The sequence below is a fragment of the Sporosarcina sp. FSL W8-0480 genome (genome assembly GCF_037963765.1).
Classification (GTDB): Bacteria; Bacillota; Bacilli; order Bacillales_A; family Planococcaceae; genus Sporosarcina.
Genome location: NZ_CP150166.1, coordinates 989,116 through 1,006,074, shown reverse-complemented (window position 1 = coordinate 1,006,074; position 16,959 = coordinate 989,116). Strand labels below are relative to the sequence as shown.

At 42.4% G+C, this 16,959-nt stretch carries 17 protein-coding genes; 3 read left to right on the top strand and 14 right to left on the bottom strand.

The window, feature by feature from the left end; genetic code table 11:
* Positions 1 to 146 precede the first annotated feature (146 nt).
* Positions 147 to 593, bottom strand: coding sequence for a DUF4362 domain-containing protein (locus NSQ43_RS05300; protein WP_339253671.1), 447 nt, complete (start codon positions 591 to 593; stop codon positions 147 to 149).
* A 121-nt stretch (positions 594 to 714) separates the two neighbouring features.
* On the opposite strand from NSQ43_RS05300, the gene NSQ43_RS05295 reads away from it, so the two are divergent.
* Complete coding sequence (locus NSQ43_RS05295) at positions 715 to 1,368, top strand: cupin domain-containing protein (protein WP_339253669.1); 654 nt, start codon at positions 715 to 717, stop codon at positions 1,366 to 1,368.
* A 126-nt stretch (positions 1,369 to 1,494) separates the two neighbouring features.
* Positions 1,495 to 2,043, top strand: a complete 549-nt coding sequence (locus tag NSQ43_RS05290; protein WP_339253668.1) for a hypothetical protein — start codon at positions 1,495 to 1,497, stop codon at positions 2,041 to 2,043.
* 606 nt (positions 2,044 to 2,649) lie between these two features.
* Here the strand turns inward: NSQ43_RS05290 and NSQ43_RS05285 are convergent.
* The 12 genes from NSQ43_RS05285 to NSQ43_RS05230 form a co-directional block, all read right to left on the bottom strand.
* Complete coding sequence (locus NSQ43_RS05285) at positions 2,650 to 3,270, bottom strand: CoA pyrophosphatase (RefSeq protein ID WP_339253666.1); 621 nt, start codon at positions 3,268 to 3,270, stop codon at positions 2,650 to 2,652.
* A gap of 136 nt (positions 3,271 to 3,406) precedes the next feature.
* Positions 3,407 to 4,933 (bottom strand): tripartite tricarboxylate transporter permease, encoded by a 1,527-nt coding sequence (locus NSQ43_RS05280; RefSeq protein WP_339253664.1) that lies wholly within the window; start codon positions 4,931 to 4,933, stop codon positions 3,407 to 3,409.
* An 18-nt stretch (positions 4,934 to 4,951) separates the two neighbouring features.
* Complete coding sequence (locus NSQ43_RS05275; RefSeq protein WP_339253662.1) at positions 4,952 to 5,401, bottom strand: tripartite tricarboxylate transporter TctB family protein; 450 nt, start codon at positions 5,399 to 5,401, stop codon at positions 4,952 to 4,954.
* 60 nt (positions 5,402 to 5,461) lie between these two features.
* Positions 5,462 to 6,475: a tripartite tricarboxylate transporter substrate binding protein gene (locus tag NSQ43_RS05270; RefSeq protein WP_339253660.1), complete on the bottom strand. Its 1,014-nt coding sequence runs from the start codon at positions 6,473 to 6,475 to the stop codon at positions 5,462 to 5,464.
* Positions 6,476 to 6,615: 140 nt separating this feature from the next.
* Positions 6,616 to 7,308 (bottom strand): response regulator, encoded by a 693-nt coding sequence (locus tag NSQ43_RS05265; protein WP_339253658.1) that lies wholly within the window; start codon positions 7,306 to 7,308, stop codon positions 6,616 to 6,618.
* Entirely contained in the window at positions 7,280 to 8,902 is a 1,623-nt protein-coding gene (locus NSQ43_RS05260) for a sensor histidine kinase (RefSeq protein WP_339253656.1), read from the bottom strand. The genes NSQ43_RS05265 and NSQ43_RS05260 overlap by 29 nt, the downstream gene beginning before the upstream one ends.
* Before the next feature lie 166 nt (positions 8,903 to 9,068).
* A complete protein-coding gene (locus NSQ43_RS05255) occupies positions 9,069 to 10,346 on the bottom strand; it encodes a TRAP transporter large permease (RefSeq protein WP_339253655.1) in 1,278 nt (425 codons plus the stop codon).
* Entirely contained in the window at positions 10,343 to 10,840 is a 498-nt protein-coding gene (locus tag NSQ43_RS05250; protein ID WP_339253653.1) for a TRAP transporter small permease, read from the bottom strand. Before NSQ43_RS05250 ends, NSQ43_RS05255 begins: the two co-directional genes overlap by 4 nt.
* A 20-nt stretch (positions 10,841 to 10,860) precedes the next feature.
* Positions 10,861 to 11,892, bottom strand: coding sequence for a DctP family TRAP transporter solute-binding subunit (locus NSQ43_RS05245; RefSeq protein WP_339253651.1), 1,032 nt, complete (start codon positions 11,890 to 11,892; stop codon positions 10,861 to 10,863).
* Positions 11,889 to 12,797, bottom strand: a complete 909-nt coding sequence (locus NSQ43_RS05240) for a hydroxymethylglutaryl-CoA lyase (RefSeq protein WP_339253649.1) — start codon at positions 12,795 to 12,797, stop codon at positions 11,889 to 11,891. Before NSQ43_RS05240 ends, NSQ43_RS05245 begins: the two co-directional genes overlap by 4 nt.
* Complete coding sequence (locus tag NSQ43_RS05235; RefSeq protein WP_339254810.1) at positions 12,797 to 13,999, bottom strand: CoA transferase; 1,203 nt, start codon at positions 13,997 to 13,999, stop codon at positions 12,797 to 12,799. The genes NSQ43_RS05240 and NSQ43_RS05235 overlap by 1 nt, the downstream gene beginning before the upstream one ends.
* A complete protein-coding gene (locus tag NSQ43_RS05230; protein ID WP_339253647.1) occupies positions 13,996 to 14,676 on the bottom strand; it encodes a GntR family transcriptional regulator in 681 nt (226 codons plus the stop codon). The genes NSQ43_RS05235 and NSQ43_RS05230 overlap by 4 nt, the downstream gene beginning before the upstream one ends.
* A gap of 307 nt (positions 14,677 to 14,983) precedes the next feature.
* Here NSQ43_RS05230 and NSQ43_RS05225 point away from each other — a divergent pair, with 307 nt between their 5' ends.
* Positions 14,984 to 16,129, top strand: coding sequence for a glycosyl hydrolase family 18 protein (locus NSQ43_RS05225; protein ID WP_339253645.1), 1,146 nt, complete (start codon positions 14,984 to 14,986; stop codon positions 16,127 to 16,129).
* Between the two features lie 65 nt (positions 16,130 to 16,194).
* Here NSQ43_RS05225 and NSQ43_RS05220 read toward each other — a convergent pair whose 3' ends face one another.
* On the bottom strand, positions 16,195 to 16,899 hold the full coding sequence (locus NSQ43_RS05220) for a CBS domain-containing protein (RefSeq protein ID WP_339253644.1): 705 nt from the start codon (positions 16,897 to 16,899) through the stop codon (positions 16,195 to 16,197).
* Positions 16,900 to 16,959: the final 60 nt, after the last annotated feature.

Genomic DNA, 16,959 nt, shown 5'->3' with positions numbered 1-16,959 from the left:
TTATGTAGAGTAACATCATGGCGCATTAAGTTAGATTCATTTATCTCAATTTAGATTGTTGTTCTTTCTATGTATATGTAGACCACTTAAAAATGGTACAACATTACTCGTTTTTCACGAAAATTGAAGAATGAAACAGAATCCTGTTAATGCTCATGGTCATCTTCTTGCTCTTTCAAAATATTAAGTAGTGTAAAATTATCCGTGGCGGATTGTTTACACTCTTTTAGTGTGTACATATATATTTGTTGGCCAACCTCTCTTGTAAGCTTTTCACATGACAATCTTGATTTTTGGGGGCTGTCCCCCCGATTCTTGTTTTTGGATTGATCGACCTCTAATTTGAAAACAGATCCATTGAAGTTCACATTGTATAAGATCGGATTTCCATCTAATGCATAATTTGTAATTCGTACAGTCGCTTTCTCCCCCGCTTCAACACTTTCTAAGAATTCCTCAAACCGGGCAAAGTTGTAAATCGGGCCATGCATATTTATGACGTCTCCGTTTTTTACCGCTCTTTCACTATCATATGTACCAACAGATAAAAGGTTGTTCATTAATAATAATAGTATAAATGTTACTTTCTGCATGTCTTTCCCCCTTTGCCACTTAAACGTCTTGTCTTTACGATATGCGAAAAACGGCTATTTTAGCACATACCCGGGGACATTCGCATAGTTTAGGATGTGAATATAATTCCCGGAGGAGGACGTGTTTTTGAGTAAGGAGAATGGGGATTTCAAAGATTCAAAATCAACATATGCCTTCGACTTGTCAAAGAGTAGATTTTTCACTAAAAATGACGGCAACTATATAAATGTATTAGGTAACGAACAAATGAAAACTCTTGGCGATACTTTTTTACTCGATGTGTTTTTAAGTGCTGAAAACGGTGTAGAGCCTCATTATCATTTTAATGCGTCCGAGGTGATTTACTGTATTAGTGGAGAGACAATTGTTTCGATGATTAATCCAACAACGAAAGAAGTAAAAGCTTACCGTATCCGTCCCCAACAGGCCGTGAATATTCCACAAGGATGGTGGCATTATTTTACGGCAAGCGTCGATAATACACATGTCCTTACCATTTATGACACACATAAGCTTGAAACTGTCTGGGGATCCGATATCCTTCGATTAACGCCTTCTCAAGAGTTCGCCAACGCGTATTGCCTGGACGAACGACAAATTCAGCAAGCATTGTCGCCTATAAAAGGAACTGTTATTATAGGACCGCCTAAAGATTGCAATGAAAAAAGGAATGAGAGCGCTACGAATGGTCAAACTTTTCCACCAAGTTATCCATCCTATCATCCAACTTACCATCCTGCCCGCTATCCATATATGCCTTATTACGGAAGGTAGTCTGAGTTAGCGAGGGGAAAGAAGGGGCCAGTCGGCTTCTTTTTTTTGCAACAAACCTTTGAAACTAACACCACTTCTGAATCGTATTAATACGGAACTGAAAACTCTAAATTAGGAGTGAGATGATTGAAAAAGAATGTTCTTATGACAAGATCTGTTCTATTTTTCATCGTAATCTGTCTCATATTTGCAGGTTGCTCGAAATCGGATGAAGAGGATAAAATCAAGGGAACTATAACAACAGTGGTTGGCCTTCAATTGAATGCGCCGGATGAAAAAGCAGTTTTCCATAATTACATATCGGACAATCCAGAGGGAGATATGAAAGGAATCGAGGAGTACAATAACTATTTGAAGCAAACATACGCAGCTTATTTAACGGATGACACTTTCGTGCAATACATGATGACGAATGAACTTGTCATATTTCATGATTCGGCTAATAATTTTAATTATCAATTGAAGGTGAATAATGTCGTAGTAGAACAAAACGAAGTGACCCCTACGAATTATGATTTCACTGTCGATCTTGATTTTTTCAATAAAGACGGAGAGAAAACTGCTATCGAGCTGAAGGGTATTGCGATTATGCGCGATGACAAAATCGCTAAGATTTCATACATTGGGGACAAAAAAGTGTTAAGAAGCTTGGTTAGCGGCGGATTGACGGAATAAATGAGCGCTTTTCGGAATTGATGAGCGCTTCTGCAATTTATTGAGCGCTTTTCGGAATTAATGAGCGCTTCTGCAATTTATTGAGCGCTTTCAGGAATTGATGAGCGCTTCTGCAATTTATTGAGCGCTTTTCGAAATTAATGAGCGCTTCTGCAATTTATTGAGCGCTTTTCGGAATTTATGAGCGCTTCTGCAATTTATTGAGCGCTTTTCGGAATTGATGAGCGCTTCTGCAATTTATTGAGCGCTTTCAGGAATTGATGAGCGCTTTCAGGAATTTATGAGCGCTTCTGCAATTTATTGAGCGCTTTTCGGAATTAATGAGCGCTTCTGCAATTTATTGAGCGCTATCAGGAATTTATGAGCGCTTCTGCAATTTATTGAGCGCTTTTCGGAATTGATGAGCGCTTCTGCAATTTATTGAGCGCTTTCAGGAATTAATGAGCGCTTCTACAATTTATTGAGCGCTTTCAGGAATTGATGAGCGCTTCTACAATTTATTGAGCGCTTTCAGGAATTAATGAGCGCTTCTGCAATTTATTGAGCGCTTTTCGGAATTGATGAGCGCTTGCATTTGCAAGCGCTCGCTGATTTACCTTCACATATCTATTTTCGAATACTTTCAATAAAATGCTTTAAAATCCGTGCCGTCATTCCCCAAATCGTATAGTTTTCGTACTCGAAAAACCATTCTTCAACAGAGCGTGCCCTCCATTGGTAGTTGGCACCATTTCGGATCTTATCGTAAGGAAAATTGATACAAGGCGAGAGATCCACCTGAACCTCATGCATATATGGCTCATGATCAAGGAGCCATTGAAGCGGGACAGTAAACACCTCTTCAACTTCGTTTTTATTATAAAACTGGATAATTTTTCCGTAATCCACGATTCCGACAAATGGATAGACGACAAATGACGGAGAAGCAATGTATGGACTTAATGGCGCGATTACTTCCACAGTATTTGGTTCCACTCCAAGCTCTTCATGCGTTTCCCGTAAAGCTGCAAAAAGAGGCGATTCGTCTGTCGGGTCAATCCGGCCACCTGGGAAGCAAATGTCGCCGGGTTGTGTTCTCATTGTTGAGGAACGAACCTCAAACAAAACAGACCATTCTCCATCCACCTGAACAAGAGGAATCAATACAGCCGAACGGAAAGCTGTCCTTTCACCGATGAATAACTCTTCATTCGTAAGTAATCGTTCTTTCCATTTTTCTTGATCCATAATATCATCCCCCCTTCGTAATAACTTGCTGCTAAATCTATATCTTTATCTATTATATCAATAGTCAGTCCGTTTTCAGTAGGGGGACAACTTAAAGAGGAACCGATATAATTATCGGTCCCTCCCTAGTAGTCTATCAACCTTCTTCTTCAACGATAACTGCTTTACCTCTCATTTTTAATAAAATTGGAATCAGTAGCCATGCTGCAGCAGCAATGATGAAGATGAGGGATAGTGGCTTCGTGAAAAAGATACCGAAATCGCCGTTTGAGATTGTGAGTGCACGGCGCATATTGTTTTCAATCATTGGTCCAAGAACAAGAGCAAGGACGAGTGGAGCTACAGGATAGTCATTTTTTGACAATAGGTATCCAAGCACCCCACATACTAACAATAAATACAAATCGAAAGTCGTGTATTGCACAGCATATACACCGAAAAATGAAATCGCTACGATGATTGGCAATAAGTACTTCTTCGGTGTCTGGATTACTTTCGCAAAAACACGTACAAGTGGCATATTCAATACTAATAGCATCAAGTTACCGATGAACATACTTGCGATTAGACCCCATGCCACTTCGGGATGCTCGTCAAAAAGAAGTGGACCCGGCTGTATATTGTACATGATCAAGGCACCCATTAAAATAGCAGTCGTTCCGGAACCTGGAATCCCGAGTGTTAGCAGAGGAATCATTGCACCACCGGATGCTGCGTTATTCGCCGATTCTGGACCGGCAACACCAGCGATATTCCCTTTACCAAATGTATCGGGCTTCTTACTGAATTTCTTTTCCGTCATATACGAAAAGAATGAAGCAAGTGTTGCGCCTGCGCCTGGAAGAACACCGATGAAAAATCCAAGCAAGGAACCTCGAACAATTGGAACGGTACTATCTTTCATCTCCTGCTTCGTCGGGAGTATACGGTTGATTTTTGCAATCGCGCCACTTTCATTGTCCCGTTCCAATACCGTCTTGAATACTTCTCCAAGAGCAAATAGCCCGACCGCAATCGTCAAAAATTCCAATCCGCCGAATAATATAGGCTGATTGTAGGTAAAACGGGCGATTCCTGAGACGGCATCGATGCCGATTGTGCCTAACATGAGACCGAAAACAGTCATCATCAATGCCTTTGTCATCGACTTCCCGGCAAGACCGCTTACCGCCGCTAATCCTAATAACATCAATGAGAAATATTCGGCGGGTCCGAATTTGATGGCGACATTAGATAGAGGCTGTGCCAACAGGACAAGTCCTATCAAGGATACAACCCCGGCACAGAACGAACCGATTGCCGCGATTGCCAATGCTGCCCCAGCACGGCCTTGCCTTGCCATTTGATAACCGTCAAGAGTGGTGACGACAGAAGATGATTCCCCCGGGGTATTTAATAAAATAGAAGTGGTGGATCCTCCATACATGGCGCCATAGTAGACACCAGCGAGTAGAATAATGGAGCTGGCAGCGGCTGCACTTGTCGGCATGCCGGATGTCATCGTTGCCGTGACCGGGATCAGGAGCGCCACTCCACTCATCGGACCGATGCCTGGTAGCACGCCAACTGCAGTACCAATGACGACGCCGATAAATGCGAATAATAGATTATGCCATTGAAACGCGATTGCAAAACCGTCGCTCAAAAATTGTAATGTGCTCATAACGTGACTCCTTTCTTCTTAAAATCGAGGGAATCCGGGCAATGAGCCGCCAAGAAATTCCGCAAATAAATAATAGACACCAAATGAAAAAACTGCTGCTATAATGACACTTGGGACGATTCGGCCCCGTTCCATCGTCTGGAATGCAACAAGCAAAAAGACGAATGTCGAAATGACGTATCCTATTTTTTCTAACAAGAATGCATAAAGCGCTGCACTTGCAAGAATGATGATGAATTTCTTATATTGAAGCTTTTCCCCTGTTGCAGCCTCCGATTTGTATTTGAAAGTTTCATATAGTAATCGCAAACTCAATAGGATCAGAATAATGCCGAGCCCCAAAGGAAATGCCTTCGGTCCAACAGCTGAGCCGTATGCGCTATTCGATATCTTCAAGCTTTCAATTACAAATAAAAGACCAATCAGTAAAAAGGCGATGCTTGCATATCGATCGAATGTTTTACTCATAGTCCTTATCTCCTCTCTAAAAGAAAAGGCGGCCGCTTGAGCCGCCCCACCTAACTAACTCTATTTTTGCATTCCAAGTGCTGTTAATAGTTCCACAATGACTTTGTCTTGGTCTTCCAAGTACTTTGTGAAATCATCAGAACCACGATATTCGCTTTCCCAGCCGTTTCTTTCAAGTTCCGCTTTCCACTCATCCGTTTCGACCATTTCCTTCAGCTTTTCCGTCCAGTAGTCGACAGCTGAATCAGACATTTCCTTCGGTCCGAAAAGACCGCGCCAAATTGTGAACTCCGCGTCAATACCTTCTTCCATAAATGTCGGAACATCAGCCAACTCTCCGCCAAGACGATCTGTAGAACTCACTGCAAGAACTCGTACGTCCCCTGACTTCACATATTGACCGATTGCAGAAGCATCCGTCGCAATTACGTCAGCATTCCCACCAAGCAATGCTGCTACAGCTTCTCCACCGCCATCGTATGATACATACTTCACTGTTTTCGGGTCGATCCCATATTTGAATGCTGGTAGTACACCAACAAGGTGATCCATTGATCCTGGAGCCGAACCACCGGCAAGCGTAACCGATTTTGCATCCTTTTTAATTGCTTCAAGTACATCTTTCAGCGTTTTAAATTCTGAATCCGCTTTTACGACGATTGCGCCGTAATCACGAGTCAATTGTGCTAATGGAGTTGTATCCTTGTAGCCGTACGGGCTGTTCCCCTCGGCTTTATTGTTATTGATCAAAAGTGGTGGTGATTTAACGATCAAATTGTAATCATTCTTCACTTCTTTTGTTGCGAACTCGGCCATATAAACGGCACCGCCGCCTCCTGGCTTATTCTCAACTGTAATCGGTTTCTCAATAATCTTCGTGTCATTCATCGTTTTAGCAATGGCACGGGCCGTCAAATCCCATCCACCACCTGCCCCAGATGGAGCAACAATCGTCAGATTACGCTCCGGATATTTTGAGGAGCCCCCTTCTGCTCCATCCGTCTTTGAACATGCTGCTAAACTTAATGCTAATACACCCGCCAATGCAACGGTCGTAAATTTCTTCCACTTCATCATGTATCCCCCTTTGTATTAAAAAAAATGATGGCAGCGCTTTCATATCGCTACCATCAATTTATCAGAAAGTTAACTGGATTCAATGTTTTTGGCAATAAGTTCGATATTGCCCGTAAACGTCATTTTGTTCATATTGTTCACGGTTGTTTTATGAAATACCTTCTTTCAGGGCGACCAACAGTGCCGTATAAAAGCTCTGTATAAGCACGTTTTTCTGAAACAAGGTATTCCAAATAACGTCTAGCGGTTGAACGGCTGACACCGATTTCTACACCAAGCGTTTCGGCAGTAATTCCACCATCCACTTGCCTCAAGTGAGTAACAACTTTTTCCTTTGTAATCGGATCTATCCCTTTAGGAGGAAGATTCTCAATAATTATTGTCGACGTCATCGTTCTTTTATTCCACAATAATTGGATGGAATCCTCCTTCATGATGCCAACTGCTTCAAGCGCTTCTCTTTTCGCCTTGTAAGAAAGTAGGCTTTCCTGAAAACGATCGAAGGTGAGCGGCTTCAAGATATAATCCGCAACACCACGGCGGTATGCTTTTTTTACGATATCGACCTCGGCCGCTGCTGTTATAAATATAATATCTGTATCCGGGCTGTAATCGTGGATGAACCTCATGATATCCGTCCCAAGCGCATCGGGTAAGTAGACGTCCAACAAAACAAGGTCTGGCTGTAGCGCTTCTACCCAATCCTTCGCCTCCACTCCGTTATGCGCTGAACCAACAACCTTGAAGCCCTCAATTTTATCGATGAACCGACGATGGATTTCGGCAATCCGCTTATCGTCTTCAATGATTAGAATTTCTATAGGTTTCAAGCATTGCTCCCCCTTTCGGTATTGAGATGATGAACAGGGCACCACCTAAATCCCCTTTTTCTACAGTAATGGAACCTGAAAGATCTTCAACATTATCAGACACTTTTATAAGTCCGTACCCCCTGTCCCCAACATCTTTCGTAGAAACTTTTTTCTGAAATAATGAATCCAAAACTTCATCCGCAATGCCATGCCCCGAATCCTCTACTTCAAATAAAATCTCTTCCCCATTGTCCAAAATGAATAAGCGTACCATCCGTTTCTCTTCCGGAAGCATCTCAATTGCCTCGAAAGCATTCGTTACGAGATTTCCAATGATGGAGACAAAATGAGTTTTTTCTAAGTGAGTTGGCAGTTCGTTCAGGGAACTGTCCTCGTCAAGAAGGAATCGGACTTTCAATTCTTTTGCACGATTGAAAAACCCGATGACAATGCCACCAAGAAAAGGATCTTGCAACCGCTTCGTCACAAACTGGATAAGCGATTGGTGCTCTTCCGTTTCTTCATGAATCAGTCCAAGCGCTTCATCATATGACTGGAGTTGGATAAGCCCCGAAATTGTATATAGAAAGTTATTGTATTCATGGGTCTGTGCCCGAAGCGCTTCCGTATAGCGCTTTACCTGCGATAATTCAATCGTAAGTTGGTCGATTTCCGATTTTAAACGAAACGTTGATACAGCACCGATAATTTGTTCGCCTGAACGGATAGGAACACGGTTGACAATGACTTTCTTACCGTGAATTTCCATTGGTCGGTCAAGATGCTGCTCTCCAGTTTCTAATACTTTCGGAAGAAGGCTGTTCGGGAGCACCTCAAGGATCGATTTGCCCACAAGTGTAGCACGCCCCGGAATGGAAAGTGCATCATAAGCGGCTGCATTCACTGTCGTAATTATCCCTTTGGCATCGACCATGATGATTCCTTCCCGAACAGACTCAATCAGTGCATTACGTTCTGTGAATAAATTAGCTATTTCGGCAGGCTCAAGATCGAATAGCTCCTTTTTAATATTGCGCGCAAGCACACTCGACCCAATAACCCCAAGAACAATTGCAATCAAAACAATGTATGAAATATTATCGACGTATTGAAAGAACATTGAAGAAATATCTTCATTCAAATAACCGACGGAAATAACTCCGATAATATCTCCTTGTTCATTAAAGACGGGAGCTTTACCCCGCAATGCTGGCCCAAGAGATCCTGTCGCCTCGGAAATATAGGATTCTCCTAAAATAAGCGCACGCTCATTGTCATCCCCAACCATTTTTTTCCCGATCCTGTCGACAACAGGATGAGCATACCGGATTCCTTCGCTGTTTCCGATTACGACATACTCGGCTCCAGTTTGAAGCCGGACGGATTCTGCAATTGGCTGAAGCACCTCTGTTGGATTCTCAGACTGAAAACCCGCAAGAACATCCGGACGGTCTGCGGTTGTTTTTGCAATGCTCAAAGCACGAATACCAAGCTGTTGCTCGATTCCTTGAGACATTGTGAAATAAAATGAAACACCGACTACGATCGCGATGACGGAAACAAAAAGTGCGCCATATGAGAAAATACGTGATTGTAAGGATTTCGTTTTCATAGGAATCATCTCTCTATCTTAAAGTCGGGATACAATGTTGGTAGTTGAAGACTCCACTAAAAGTTTCCTCTCTCCATGTTACACTATTGGCAATTGTGAGGGAATAGAATGTTACGATGAAAGAATGAAGAAAGCCCACGCTACAGTTCTCCGCGTGGGCCTCTGCTTATTTAATATCACTATGGATAAGCACTGTTGCGATTTCAGGGAAGATAGAAAGAATGACCATGAATACAAGCATGATAATCGCATAAGGGATAACACCCTTGACGATTTCGTTGATGGTATTTTCCTTGTTTAGCCCCTTCAATACGAACAGATTTAGTCCGACTGGAGGTGAAATCAATGCAAGTTCCATATTGATGACCATGATGATGGCAAACCAGATTGGATCGAAGCCAAGTGCCATGATGATTGGATAGAGAATTGGCAATGTGATAACTAAAATCGAAACAGTTTCCAAAAACATCCCAAGAACCAACAGCACGATATTAATCAAAATGAAGATGATCCAAGGTGAAACATCCTGTGTTGTTGCAAAATTGACGATGCCTTGTGGAATCTGAAGGATTGTTAGAATATAGCCTAACAGCATTGCACCAATGATGATGAATAGAATCATTGCGTTCGTCTTTACCGTGGAAACCAAGATTTCCTTTAACGTAGTCAAATTGATATTCTTATAGACGAAAATCGCAATTACGAAACTAAGTACGACACCGATAGCGGCTGCTTCAGTTGGAGTGAAAATACCTGAGTAGATTCCACCGATGATAATGATCGGTAGCAGCAAGCCCCATATCGCCTTGCGTGAGGCTTCAAGCCGTTCGCCCCAAGTTGCAGGTTTATCTTTAATATGACGCGTCTGGTATGCAGAGAAAATCATGAATGCAATTGTCATAATTGCTCCAGGAATTATTCCAGCTATGAAAAGTTTACCCACGGATTCCCCAGTAACAGAACCATAGATGATCATCGGAATACTTGGAGGAATAAGAATTCCCAGCGTACCGCCCGCTGCTAATAAACCTAATACATGCCGTTTGTTATATCCCCTACGAACCATTTCCGGAAGTGCAACTGACCCTACAGTTACAGCAGTAGCTACACTTGACCCTGAAATCGCCGAGAAAACCGTACAGCAGAACAATGTCGCAATGGCAAGTCCTCCAGGGAAATGCCTGAACCATCTACTTGCCATTTCATACAAATCCCGACCGACGCCACTAACGACAAGCACCTGGCTCATCAACACATACATCGGCAACGCAGTCAGCGTAAAGTCATCCAATGACTTATACGAAATAATTGGAATTTGCATGAAGGCGAACGTGCCTCCGTTAAAGAAATACATTCCGGCAACCGCAAGTAAACTAAGTGTAAAAGCAACTGGCAATCCAATTAGAAGAAGGATCCCCAAACCACCCGTAAAGAATAGATTCATAGGTGTTCCCCTCCTTTATGGATGCCGCCATCAATAATCTGCAAAATAAAGGCGATGCATAACAGCACACCTCCGAACACTAGGAGGGATTCCGGTATGTACATCGGAATCCTCAACAGTGATGCGGACGTAACCCCAAGGTTGAATGTCTTGATGACGTGCAGATAACTATAAAGTGTAAAGATGATGCTGAACACCAAACCAAGAGAATTTGTCAGGTATGCAAGTATTGTTTTAAAACGATCATTTACATTATTAATCAATAAATCAACTGTAATATGCGAATAGGTCCGAACCGCGTAGGCGCTACCTAAAAAACAGCTGCCAATGATTGCATAGATGGAAAGCTCAGTCGCCCAGGAAGTCGGTTTATGGAAAAATGACCTTGAAACAACTTCATAGAACGTCATCGCTGTCGTGATTAAAATTAGCACACCCGCAATGTAAGCGCCCCAACGTATGAGCAGATCAAAAAAATTATAGATCTTTTTCAAAGCGGTTCCCCCCAAACAGATTATTTCTTATCTACCATCTCTAAAAGTTCTTTACCAAGGTCACCGGCATTTTTTACGAATACATCACGTACGGGTGCTGCAGCGTCTTTCCAAACATCCAACTCATCTGCAGGAACGTAGTACACTTCCATTCCTTTTTCTTCAAGAGCTTTTGCAGACTCAGTATCCTCTTTTTCAGCTTGTTCACGAATCCATGTTTCAGTTTCAGCAGCAACTTCTGTCAAAAGGTCTTGTGTCTTCTTTGGAAGACCATCCCAGTAGTCTTTATTCACAGCAAGTAAGAATTCAAGATATGCATAGTTATTAACTGTCAAGTATTTCGTAACTTCATCATATTTACGTTGAAGCATTGCTGTTGTACCGGATGTTGCACCATCGACAGTATCACGTTGTAGAGCCATGTATACTTCCCCACCACCCATGAATACTGGTGATGCACCATATGCTTTTATCAATTCTGATGGTAAGTCTCCGATACTTCTGATTTTCAAGCCTTTGAAGTCTTCTGGAGATTTCAATTGGCGTTTGTTATTCGCAAATTGAACATAGCCATAGTCAGCAAACATTAGAACTTTTGCACCTTTTTCTTCCATTGCACTTCGAAGCTTATCACCGAATTCGCCATTAACCGCTTCACCAACAGCTGAGTAATCATTGAAAACATAAGGAACGTCGAAAATCCCCATTGCAGGCACGGTAGATGACCAAAGCGTTGAAGAGTTAACACCCATTTCAACACCGCCTGAAAGAATTGACTGGTTCATGTCTTTGTCACTCAGTAATTGCCCTGCAGGGTAAACTTGCACATTTACCTTGCCATCCGACTTTTCGATTACTTTTTTAGCAAAATCTTCGATTCCTACAGCGACATGGTGATCTTGTGGTAAGTTATAAGCAAGTCGGATTGTCGTTGCTTCATATCCATCCCCACTATCAGCTTCAGCCTTATCATTCGATTTCTCATTGTTGCAAGCAGACAATAACACCATCCCAATAATTGTTACAAACAAACCTACCATCCATTTCTTCATACTGCATTCCCCTTTTCCCTTTGATTTTCCACATGTCGGATACGACCGAGTGGTTTTTTTGTTGAAAGACTTGCTGCATAGTCTGCAGCATCCAACAGTTTTTGAAAATCAACCCCTGTTGAAATGTTCATCCTTTCGAAAAGATAAACGAGATCCTCTGTTGCCAAATTACCTGCGGCACCCGGTGCAAATGGGCATCCCCCAATCCCGCTCGCAGATGTTTCAAAAATCCTGACCCCTGCCCGATAAGCCATATATGCATTTGCAAGTCCAAGTCCTCGTGTGTCATGCAAATGGATGGCAACTGGAGTGTCGCCTGCAATTTCAAGTACCTTCTTCATCAGTCTTTCGACATGATCCGGAGTTGCAATTCCAATCGTGTCCGCAATGCCGATCCTATCGACGCCGGCTTCTTTGACACGCCGGACAATTTGCAGTACCTTTTCTTCCTCCACATCCCCTTCATATGGACAGCCAAAGCTAACTGCAACGGAAAAACATGTTTTGATGCCGTCCTTTTTTGCTTCATCTAAAACCTTAAGGAACTGGGACATATTCTCCTCAATGGACATTCCTATATTTTTCGCATTGAAGGTTTCCGTAGCTGCACTGACCCAATTCACTTCAGTCAATCGATGCTCCCTTGCCCGCTCATATCCCTTCAGATTCGGGATCAAAGCAATTGTTTCAAGGTCTTTCTTATCGGATAGTGCCTGAAGTACATCATTTGCATCTGCCATTTGAGGTACTTTCAACGGATGTACGAATGAGGTAACTTCTACGTTTTGAATCCCTGCATTGACTAACATGTCAATAAGTTTCAGCTTTTGTTCTGTTGAAATCGGTTTAGGCTCGTTTTGTAATCCATCCCTTGGACTGACATCTATAATTGCGACTTCTTCCATTAAATGACCCCCCTTTCCTTTAGCTGTTTTACTTCCTCGGGCGATATGCCGATGAATTCCGTGTACACTTCTTCGTTATGCGCGCCTAATTCCGGCCCATTCCATTCGATGTCTCCCGGTGTTTCGGAAAGCTTCGGCACAATCCCTGGAACCATTAATTTCTTGCCATCCGAAAGAACAATCTCCCTCAACATGTCGCGGGCTTGGTAATGTTCATCCGTTATAATGTCCTGAACACCATAAATCGGCCCTACAGGTACGGATGCCTCATCCAATATCCGCTGAACTTCCTTTAGTGGATATTGTAGTGTCCACTGTTCAATTTCATGGTCTATGAATTCCACATGATCGGCACGGCCTTGATTTGTTGAAAAGCGAGGGTCGTTCGCCAAATCCTCCCGGCCAATTGCAGTCATTAAACGCTGAAAAATCCGGTCGCCGTTTCCTCCGATGACAATATGTTTTCCGTCTGCACATTTATAGGTGTTCGAAGGCGCAATTCCAGGTAAAGTAGACCCTGTTCTCTCTCTCGCCACACCCGTCAAATCGTATTCCGGAAGAATGCCTTCAAGGAGGCTAAATACCGCCTCGTAAAGGGCGACATCAACGACCTGCCCTTTCTTTTCAGGGTCCTCGTCTCTTGCGCGCAATGCCATCAATGTTCCAATAACTGCATATAAGCCCGCTACCATATCCCCGATTGCAATTCCTACCCGTACCGGAGGCCGATCCGGATAACCCGTCAAATAGCGTAGACCGCCGATTGCCTCCGCCACACTACCAAATCCCGGTTTTTCTCTATACGGTCCTGTCTGACCATAGCCGGAAATCCGAGTGAGAATGATGGATGGGTTCTCATTCTTCATCTCCTCATAGCCAAGGCCCCATTTCTCTAATGTGCCGGGCTTGAAGTTTTCGAGCACAACATCAACCTTGCTGATTAATGTCTTAACAATTTCCTGCCCCTCTGGATCTCGGAGATTGATTGTAACCGCTTTCTTATTTCTACTTTGGACATACCACCAAACTGAGGTGTCCTCATGCATTACTCGCCAATTTCGAAGCGGATCCCCATTTTCAGGCTCCTCGACCTTGATCACTTCTGCGCCAAATTCCGCAAAAAGCTTTCCAGCAAAGGGAGCGGCAACTATATTACCTAATTCTAAAATTTTTACGCCTTCAAGCGGTTTCCTTTTGTTCAACACTGTTGCGTTACCTCCTGAATGGCAGCTGATTTTGTGAACATTTTATAGTCATGTTCGATATGCCGCCTCATTAATTGCCTCGCCTGTTCGGGTTTTTGATTCGCAATTGCTTCGAAGATTTTCAGATGATCTTCATAAGCCTTCTCTGCGTATCCTGGATTGGCTTCTAAAATCACTTTTCTGTAAAAGCTGTTTACTCCTCTTAACTGCAATGTCATTGATACTAGAAATGGATTTTTGCTTGCATAGACGATCAACTCGTGGAATTTGAAATTGACATCAAGTAATTCTGTAAAGTTATCGTTGGCTTTTTCTTCTTTCATCTCATTAACATAGGATTTCAGCTCCTCAACTTCAACGTCATCTCTACGTTGGGCAGCATAAAATGCCGCAAGCGACTCCATTTCCACTCGGATTTCATAAAGATTACGAAAATCATCTACAGATGGGTTGACGACAGTCACACCTCCAGTAGTATGTACTTCCAACAATCCATCCTTCTCAAGCATTCTGACTGCTTCCCGGATAGGGCTTCTGCTCACTTTTAGTATTTCAGAGATCTTTTCCTCTATCAGTCTCTCACCCGGTTCAATTTGGCCCATGATGATGCCGTTTTTCAAATAATCATAGACTTGATCCTTCAATGTCGTTTTCTTTACAATGAACTGCGACATACTGACACCTCAATTCTCGTCGACTGTATACAGTATACTACTTAGAGTCAGAATAGATTAATAGTTAACGCTTGTCAATTTTATTTTAATATAGTAAATAGACAGCTAATAAAAAAAGCAGCCTACTACATTTTCATGTTAGTGGCTGCCCATTTCTATTTACACAATTGTAGTTAGTATCGTTCAATCCAAAATCTCCGAACGACATTGCCATGTGGTTCATTTTGCATTGATTCTTTGAAAATGATGGCATCCCATATTCAATTGGAATACCCTACAGAAGATGAACTGTAAGGAGAGAAGTGGATTGCAAATTCATGTAGTGGAGCAGGGAAATTCAATATGGGGAATTTCCAATCAGTATGGCGTAACGATGGATCAGATAATTGAAGCCAATCAATTGGAAAATCCGAATGCACTGGTCATTGGGCAAGCTCTTGTCATCCCAACCGTTTCCGAGTCAACCGTTCCGAAGCCGGTTATTGATGTAAATGCCTATACGATCAACACTGGGGAAACAGGTGCACGTGAAATTCAAGAAGTCGGTCAGTACTTAACCTATTGGATGCCATTTGTATATAGTGTGAATGAGGATGGTACCTTATCTACGCTTGATGATACGGAAATGTTGAAATCCGCTTTTGCGGAACGGGTTGTACCGATAATGGCAATTACAAGTTTCAGTGCAACAGAATCCGGTTCAGACCTCGCCCATACTGTACTTTCCAGTAAGGAACTTCAAGAAAAAGTCGTAACGAATATATTAGCAGTGATGAAAGAGAAAGGTTATCAGGGATTAAACATCGATTTTGAAAATGTCTATCCTGCTGATCGGGAGCATTATAATCAGTTTTTGCAGCTTGCGGTTGATCGATTACATCCAGAAGGATATTCGGTATCTTCAGCGCTTGCCCCAAAAACAAGCAGTGAACAAAAAGGATTACTTTATGAAGCACATGATTATGAAGCGCATGGCAGGATTGTAGACTTCGTTGTGCTAATGACATATGAATGGGGTTATCGAAAGGGACCTGCTCAAGCAATTTCACCCCTTAATGAGATAAAGAAGGTTCTTGACTACGCTGTTACCGTCATTCCAAGAGAGAAGATTCTATTCGGCTTTCAAATATACGCACGGGACTGGACGCTTCCGTTCGTTCAGGGATCGGAGGCCGAAACATTCAGCTCACAGGAAGCGGTTCGCCGAGCAATCGAACACCAGGTAGCCATACAATATGATGAAACTGCTCAAGCCCCGTTTTTCCGTTACACCGATTCAGAAGGACGCACCCATGAGGTATGGTTCGAAGATGCCCGCAGTGCACAAGCAAAGTTCGATATGGTGAAAGACTATAAACTTCGAGGCATCAGTTATTGGGTCCTCGGATACCCCTTCCCTCAAAACTGGCTCTTACTTGGAGATAATTTTACGATACGAAAAAGGGTCGACTAAGATTGATGAATTGAAAATAGTAGGAGATCCAGTGTCAAACTGAGCCTCCTACTGTTTTTGGTTCATCATTTTATTTTCAATAAATCAAAAGGGGTTATGATTCCGATTAATTCTTCTTCAGGTTTAGCATTTTCAGTAATGAGTAATGCTTCCAAACGAGTACCCCTTGTAATCGCCCTTTTGAAATAGTCATCAGCTTCATACACGGAAAGATCTCTTTCGACAAATTCAAACGACTCTTTTCGCTTTTCATGATTATAAACATCGGATAGTGTCGGTATTTCCCGGGGAATGGAACCTTTTGTCGTTTGACCTGCCAACCAATATGTAATGCCCACTGCTGTTATCAAGCCTTTGAATTTCCCATCCTCATAAATGGGTACTTGGCTGAACTTGTTTTCATGCATTAACTCCAAAGCGTCTGACAGGGAATCTGTTGTTTGCAATGTATGCACTTTGCAACCGAAAAGAGCGCCAATACTAAGTGGATTACCTAATTTCCCTTCGATTTGCTCAATCCGTTCCACAATTTCATCATGAGGTTCAGCGATCACAAAATCTATCCCTGTCCGATTATGGACAATCGCATTTCGCAAATCTCCAAACTCCCGCAAGTCATCTTCATATTTACGAACAACAGAGTTTTTAATCTTCACTTTATCAATAAGACGGTAAAACGGAAAATAGCCTTCCTCATCCACTTTCGATGAGAGTAATTTCTCAATCCGATTATACGCAACTATAAAACGATCCGAGTTCTTAACAGTCATTTAGGTCAACTCCTTTAAAGAAGTATACCCAGAATTTAATTTGGATAGTGCGATATAAGA

Bases quoted from the DNA above. Each gene is read 5' to 3' on its own strand.
- NSQ43_RS05300 (WP_339253671.1), bottom strand. From the start codon at position 593: ATGCAGAAAGTAACATTTATACTATTATTATTAATGAACAACCTTTTA.
- NSQ43_RS05285 (WP_339253666.1), bottom strand. From the start codon at position 3,270: ATGGATCAAGAAAAATGGAAAGAACGATTACTTACGAATGAAGAGTTA.
- NSQ43_RS05280 (WP_339253664.1), bottom strand. From the start codon at position 4,933: ATGAGCACATTACAATTTTTGAGCGACGGTTTTGCAATCGCGTTTCAA.
- NSQ43_RS05275 (WP_339253662.1), bottom strand. From the start codon at position 5,401: ATGAGTAAAACATTCGATCGATATGCAAGCATCGCCTTTTTACTGATT.
- NSQ43_RS05270 (WP_339253660.1), bottom strand. From the start codon at position 6,475: ATGAAGTGGAAGAAATTTACGACCGTTGCATTGGCGGGTGTATTAGCA.
- NSQ43_RS05260 (WP_339253656.1), bottom strand. From the start codon at position 8,902: ATGAAAACGAAATCCTTACAATCACGTATTTTCTCATATGGCGCACTT.
- NSQ43_RS05255 (WP_339253655.1), bottom strand. From the start codon at position 10,346: ATGAATCTATTCTTTACGGGTGGTTTGGGGATCCTTCTTCTAATTGGA.
- NSQ43_RS05245 (WP_339253651.1), bottom strand. From the start codon at position 11,892: ATGAAGAAATGGATGGTAGGTTTGTTTGTAACAATTATTGGGATGGTG.
- NSQ43_RS05240 (WP_339253649.1), bottom strand. From the start codon at position 12,797: ATGGAAGAAGTCGCAATTATAGATGTCAGTCCAAGGGATGGATTACAA.
- NSQ43_RS05230 (WP_339253647.1), bottom strand. From the start codon at position 14,676: ATGTCGCAGTTCATTGTAAAGAAAACGACATTGAAGGATCAAGTCTAT.
- NSQ43_RS05220 (WP_339253644.1), bottom strand. From the start codon at position 16,899: ATGACTGTTAAGAACTCGGATCGTTTTATAGTTGCGTATAATCGGATT.